7 protein-coding genes are annotated in these 5,817 nt (G+C 59.3%); all 7 read right to left on the reverse strand.

Features of this window, described 5'->3' with window-relative positions:
• On the reverse strand, positions 1-1,544 hold a 1,544-nt coding region (locus GT748_RS14805), incomplete at its 3' end, for a hypothetical protein (protein WP_161222397.1).
• Between the two features lie 17 nt (positions 1,545-1,561).
• Positions 1,562-3,418: a hypothetical protein gene (locus GT748_RS15205; RefSeq protein ID WP_192927532.1), complete on the reverse strand. Its 1,857-nt coding sequence runs from the start codon at positions 3,416-3,418 to the stop codon at positions 1,562-1,564.
• Positions 3,396-3,959: a Gp15 family bacteriophage protein gene (locus GT748_RS14810; protein ID WP_161222398.1), complete on the reverse strand. Its 564-nt coding sequence runs from the start codon at positions 3,957-3,959 to the stop codon at positions 3,396-3,398. Before GT748_RS14810 ends, GT748_RS15205 begins: the two co-directional genes overlap by 23 nt.
• Positions 3,856-4,383, reverse strand: coding sequence for a hypothetical protein (locus GT748_RS14815; protein ID WP_134109969.1), 528 nt, complete (start codon positions 4,381-4,383; stop codon positions 3,856-3,858). The genes GT748_RS14810 and GT748_RS14815 overlap by 104 nt, the downstream gene beginning before the upstream one ends.
• On the reverse strand, positions 4,380-4,898 hold the full coding sequence (locus GT748_RS14820; protein ID WP_134109966.1) for a phage tail tube protein: 519 nt from the start codon (positions 4,896-4,898) through the stop codon (positions 4,380-4,382). Before GT748_RS14820 ends, GT748_RS14815 begins: the two co-directional genes overlap by 4 nt.
• 6 nt (positions 4,899-4,904) lie before the next feature.
• Complete coding sequence (locus tag GT748_RS14825) at positions 4,905-5,315, reverse strand: hypothetical protein (RefSeq protein ID WP_134109963.1); 411 nt, start codon at positions 5,313-5,315, stop codon at positions 4,905-4,907.
• Positions 5,315-5,719 (reverse strand): hypothetical protein, encoded by a 405-nt coding sequence (locus GT748_RS14830; RefSeq protein WP_134109960.1) that lies wholly within the window; start codon positions 5,717-5,719, stop codon positions 5,315-5,317. The genes GT748_RS14825 and GT748_RS14830 overlap by 1 nt, the downstream gene beginning before the upstream one ends.
• Positions 5,720-5,817: the final 98 nt, after the last annotated feature.

The following is a 5,817-nucleotide window of genomic DNA, read 5'->3' on the forward strand; positions in this document are numbered from 1 at the left end:
GTTGCGAAGCTGGAGGCGTCGGTCTCTGCGGTGCTGAGTGTGGTGTACTGTCCGCCCATGTTGGAGCTGGTCTGCAGCTCGTAGGCGGTCTGCGCCGTGCCGGTGGATATCTCATGCCGCCATACGAAGGTGACACCCTGTGTGTCTTCCACAATAGCGCCCACAGGGGAGACACACACAGGCGTGCTCATCGCGTCCTGGGTGTTGACATGTATCCACTCGCTGATTCCTGTAGCGCCGGTGTTGGCTGTCACCTCTACCTGCCACTCAATATCGTCCGCAGTGAATGTATTTGCCGGGAAGTCGTGCCAGGTCTGCGCACCGCTGATGGTGACACTCTTGACGTCCTGCTGTCCCTGTGTGCGGTAGCGCAGCACGGCCGAAGTCTGGACGATTTCGCCGGGCGCATCTTCGGCTCCCTCTGCTGTGACAGACCAGCCGAAGCGGTTGACCTGGTGCTTCAGCACGCGGCCGCCGTCCGCCGGATACAGGTCTGCGGGCGTGACCGGCAGTTCCTTGTTATTGAAGGTGGTCCAGCTGCTTGCAGTGGTCCCGCCGCTGGTGTCCGCCACCTCGACCTGCCAGTCGATGTCCCCGGCGGGAAGCACACCTGCGGGGATCGTATAGCCTTGTGTGGCGTTGTTGATGGCATATTCTGTGTACGCCGGAGCACCGTTTTTCCTCCAGCGCAGCTTTGCCGATACTTGCCGAATGGAGCCGGACAGGTCGTCCGGTTTCGTGTAGCTCAAGCTCCACGAAAAGTTGACGGCAAAGCCCTTGTAGGTCGTGGCCCGGCTGGAGGGCGTCAGATCCGTCAGCCGGACAGCCGTGCTTTGGAACTGCACCGTGGCATACCCGCCGCTCGCCTGTGCGCCGGAACTGGACGTGACCACGACCTCCCATTCCATGCCGGGGTCGGCAGCGTTGGGAACAAGCCCTGTGTCGAAGTCGATGTATGTGTTGGGTCCGGGCACACGGACGGAAGTCCATGTGCCGGAGCCTTTTGCCCGATACTTGAAGTCCGAATACGCTATGGTGAGCGTTCCGTTGATGGGTTTCTCCGCCGTGACATTCCAGGAAAAACGGTGGTAAAACCCTTTTTTGATCGTCGTGTTGGCTGGGGAATAGCCGGATGGCGTGATCTTGCCCGCATGGGTCTGGATCGTCGCATAGGGCACATGGTCCGAGCCGTCCACCCAAAATTGGGCAGCGCCTGTCTGGTTCTCGGTCGTAATGCCGATCTGGCACGAGAGATTGCCAGCGCCCCTTACCCCGCCGGAGGTAATCTTCCATTCGGGGCCGTTCCAGCTCGGGCCTGCAATTTGCCCAAGGATCAGGCTGAGGGGGTACGGCGCATGGCAGTACACCGCAAGTACGGATGCGGAATCAAGGACCTCGCCGGAAGGCACCGGAGACTTATCAAAAAACAGCCAGCCCCAGTCCGCCTTGTCTGCACCCAGGTTGTCGATGCGCAGCTCACCCACACCGCCGGACAGATTCTTCAGATTTTGCGAACCGTTGCAGTATACGGTATACTGTCCCATGTATCCACGCCTTCTTTCTACCGCCGCACCAGTCCCATGCGGACGGTCATTTTCTCGTTTTCAAGCATGCGTTTGATGGCCACATACGTTTCAATGTCATCCACCTTGAAGATGTTCTGGCTGTTGTCCACGAAAGTGGCACCGCCGCCCTGCGCGGATATTAAGGCGCGGGACTGTTCGGCGGTATAGACCGCCTCGCCGCCCGCAAAGCGCATCAGCTCCGGCCCGTTTTCGCCAACCCAGCGCCAGCCGGGAGTGGCGGAACGAGTGCCGCGGGCGTAGCCCGCGCCGCCGATCTGCGCCTGCAGCTCGCCCATGCTGGGCACCTGTATCGTACCGGTGTTGATCATGGGCACGCCGCGGATCGCACTGATCAGCATGGCGATGCCGGATGTCACCAAAAACACCGCAGCGCCCACCATCAGCAGGTCCGCCGCCAGCATAACGAACTGGGAACCGGCCGCGGCTGCTGTTGGCCCCGCAGCGGCAAGCGCTTTCGTGGCTGAAGCGGTGCCCGTGGCCACGATACGCATGCCCAGGGCCGTGCCCGTCGCCTTTACGGCGATCAGCGCAAGCCCGCCGCTGACAAGCACCACTGCCGGATTCAGCTCCGACAGGAACCCGATGACGTCCGCGCCTACGCCGATGATGTCACCCGCTGCGTCCACGATGGCCAGTATCTGGTCTTCGTGATCCAGCAGCACCTGAGCAAAGGTCGTCTTAATTTTTGTCTCGATGGGCTCGATGCTTTTCGCAAGCTCCACATACCGCAGCTGCAGGTTGTAGTTGGCCTTCTCGGCCTCGATCATATCGGAGTTCCCGGTCTTGTAGCTCTCCCATAGTTCGTCCAGCCCTTCCTTGCGCAGCGTCTGCAAAGCAAGGTTCTGGCGGCTGGCCTCGGATCGTGTCCGGCCCAGGCGTTCGTTGAACTTATCCACATCCACGCCCAGGCGGCCCAGCAGCTCGGAGAACTGGCCCACAGCCTCGCCGGTGGCGATAGTCTCCTGCAGAGAATCGGCAAGAGATTCAATTTTCATGGTTTCCGGGAACTTGACGACCGCGCCCGCCAGCATGTCAATGACCTCATACGCCTTGTCCGCGTCATTGAAGCCGGTGGCAAGGATGTTGGAAAGCGCCTCCACCACTTCATTGGTGTCGCCTGTGACGGCATAGAGCTCACCGGCCTTGTTGTGTAGCTGTTCCATGCCCATGCCGGCGTCCCTGGCATTTTGCTCCAGGAAAGAAAGGTCGCGCCGCAGCTCCTTGGTCTGCTCCATCAGTTCGCCGCACTTGCTGATCACCGCGCTCAGCGCATTGCCGGCCAGCGTGCCAAGGGCTACATCGAATGTCTTTGCGCCCTTGCCGCCGTCCTCCATGCCCTTGCCCGCGCCTTTGGCGTTTTTCTCAAGGTCTTCAGCGGAACCGGATGCAGCGTCCATAACGTCCTGTGCGTCCGCCAAAGCCGCACCGAAATCATCGGATTTTTTTGTGTTTTTCTCGATCGAGGCCTGAAGGTTCAGCATGCGTTTTTCCAGCTTCAGAGCCTGGCTGCTGGTCTCGCCGTATTTATCGGCCAGGCGCTCGTGTTCCCGCTCACAGTTGGAAAGCTCATTCTGCTGGTTCACGATCGTGGCGTTGAGGATATCCAGTTCTTTCTGCGCCGCCTCGATGCCATTTGTGGTCGGTTCGATCTTCCACTTTTCAGCATTTTTCCGCGCTTTTTCCAGTGCGTCATCTGTTTTGGCCACGGCTTTCGCGGAATCTTCAGCCATGCCCTGCACCATGTTTTTGACCTGATCCAGCGTCTGCTTCACACGGCTGATGTCAAACTTCAGGCCGAGGACGACGCCATCATCCGAAGCTGTTGCCGGCACACATATCCCTCCTTGCCATGGCCGCGTCGTATTCGGCCTCGTAATCTACCGGGTCCAGCGCCACAGCGCGCTTGATGTCCGCATACCGCTCCCGCTCTTTGGGGTCGGATATCCTGCGCATATCCACGCTGCGGTAATAGATCGCATTCTTGATCTGGCTCTCAGGCGGCAAGCTGCGGAAAATGGACATGAACTGCCACCAGTGCATCCGCGCTGTGAAAAGGTCGATGCCCGCGTATACGCGGAAATCCCCCCAGATGCGCAGCGCGTCTTTTTTCCAGTCCAGGAGCCGTTCCGGCGGGGCCGGTTCATCCCCGCGGGGCGGATCGCCGCAAAAATAGAAGTCGAGCACCCCCTGGAAGTGCCCGGCTTCATTCTGCGGTATTTCACGGAATGTATTGAGCAGGATGACGTCGAATTGTTCCTCCGGCGTCAGGTCAGACGCCAGCACCGTTCCCACATACTTCATCCACCAGGCCCAGTCCGTCGGCACCTTTCGGCCCAGGATCTGGTCCGGCAGCTCCAGAATTGCCGGATACATTCGCAACCGCCTCCTTCAGCTCCGGGATCAGGAACTGCTCCACGACCTCCCGGCGTCCTCCCATGACCTCGCCGTAAATGTACGCACAGAGGCTGATGTGTTCGTTGATGTTCTCCGGGCGGCCGCCGAAGATCTCCCGGTATTCTTCAACGCCCAGCGTACCCTCGATGAAGGCGCGGCACATGGCTACGGCGTCCGAAAATTTTTTCAGCGCCTCCTGTGCCATGGTGTCCGTGCTCCGTCCGTCCTGCCCGCCGGGCTTCAGTTTGGCGTCCATCGCACAGAATGCCTGCGCGGCCTGAAGCACGCGGGGAAAATCCCGCGTAACGCCTTCCAGCATCCGTTTGTCCGAGATATCGCACGGGTATGCGCGGCCGCAAATGGTGATCTCGTGCTTTTTGGCGAACTCAAACCCCGCGCTCATTTCGACGCCGCCTTTGCCTCTGCGGCCTGCGGCGAAAACGTGGGCGTGCCGTCCTCACCGATGGTAACAGTTCCCTTTTGGGGAGTGCCCAGGATCTTGAGGCCGAAGCTGATGTTTTCGCGGTTTTGGGCGTCGCCGGACCCATCGTCCGTGATGGACAGCACGCCCTCTCCCTGACGGCCGTTGGGCTTGCCGCTGCCCAAATTGTCGTAGCACTCAATGAACTTGACTTTCCGGTTGTCGAGGTCGTACAGGCGGTCCATGATGGCGTCCTGCGCAGCGTCGCCAAACCTGCGGAAACCGGTGAAGGTACGGGATACGCTCACGCCCGTGACCTCGCTTTCGGCCACGCCCCGGCCCGCCATGTCGTAGTATTCCTGGCTTTGTTCGTTGATGCTGTTGCCGCGGGATGTGATGCCGACGGAAACCTCCGCCCATTGGGGCGAATCGTTTGCGCTGAGGTCGATCCACCAGCGGCGGTTCCATGTCATGGGGGTAATATATGTTCCAGGCATGCTTCGTCACTCCTTTTCATAGATCAGGGTGCCCTGAATTTTGTAGACACCATATTGGAAATTTTCGTCCCAGTCTGTAAAGGCTCCGTTTGAGGCGGAAATTGAGACAAAAGAAAGGCCGTTCCCGGAAAGAGGGACGCCCTTGCGGTTTTGCTGCTGGACCCAGTCCTGTAACTCTTCTGTAAAGTTGCAGTTATCCAGCCGCATGATGTCATCAGCCGTCATGCGGGTGGCAGCAATGATAAAGTTGTATTGCCAGGTGGCCGCTCCGCGCATATCCTGTTCGATGACGACAGAACCGGCCGGGAAGATCCCGTACCCCTCGGCGTCCGTCTCCAGCTGGTCGGTGCGCGCCTCCAGATCTTTCAGCGCGGGGCACTGTGCGAACAGGGCGCGGATATCGTTTAAAACAGCCATTATGGGCCTCCTAAAATGTTCCGGCGTTCATCCTCAATGATCCGGTCTTTTTCGGCAGCCATGAGGCGCTCAAGCCAGAAAGGACCGGCAAGGCGGTTAAACGTAGTGGTGTACCGGATGTCTTTGTTTGTAACGTGTTTCGGCTTGCGCCCGGCCATGACTTTCCCGAAATACAGATACTTGACCTGCGGGCCGCGGATGACGATGCGGCCGTTGGCCGGTTCCTGGCCCTGGGCGATGGCGTTCTCAATGCTGCTGTATGTGCGCTTGGGCACATACTTGGTGATGCGCCGCGCAACGTTTTTCACAAGATGCTGTTGGGCACGTCCGCCTTCTTCAAGCCCCAGGTCCTTTATGAGGTTTCCAAACTCCGGCAAATGAAAGTCGAGCTCCAGCATGCTCATTCCGTCGTCACCTCACAATGGGGCAGGCCGCCGAATGCACAGTGCACAAGGTTTTTGACAGTCAGGGGCTTGTCTGCGATCAACTCACGCTTGCTCTG

This window comes from Bittarella massiliensis (ex Durand et al. 2017) (assembly GCF_009876955.1).
Lineage (GTDB): Bacteria > Bacillota > Clostridia > Oscillospirales > Ruminococcaceae > Bittarella > Bittarella massiliensis.

Coding starts and splice junctions, on each gene's coding strand:
- GT748_RS14810 (WP_161222398.1), bottom strand. CDS start 3,959: ATGTATCCGGCAATTCTGGAGCTGCCGGACCAGATCCTGGGCCGAAAG.
- GT748_RS14815 (WP_134109969.1), bottom strand. CDS start 4,383: ATGAGCGCGGGGTTTGAGTTCGCCAAAAAGCACGAGATCACCATTTGC.
- GT748_RS14820 (WP_134109966.1), bottom strand. CDS start 4,898: ATGCCTGGAACATATATTACCCCCATGACATGGAACCGCCGCTGGTGG.
- GT748_RS14825 (WP_134109963.1), bottom strand. CDS start 5,315: ATGGCTGTTTTAAACGATATCCGCGCCCTGTTCGCACAGTGCCCCGCG.
- GT748_RS14830 (WP_134109960.1), bottom strand. CDS start 5,719: ATGAGCATGCTGGAGCTCGACTTTCATTTGCCGGAGTTTGGAAACCTC.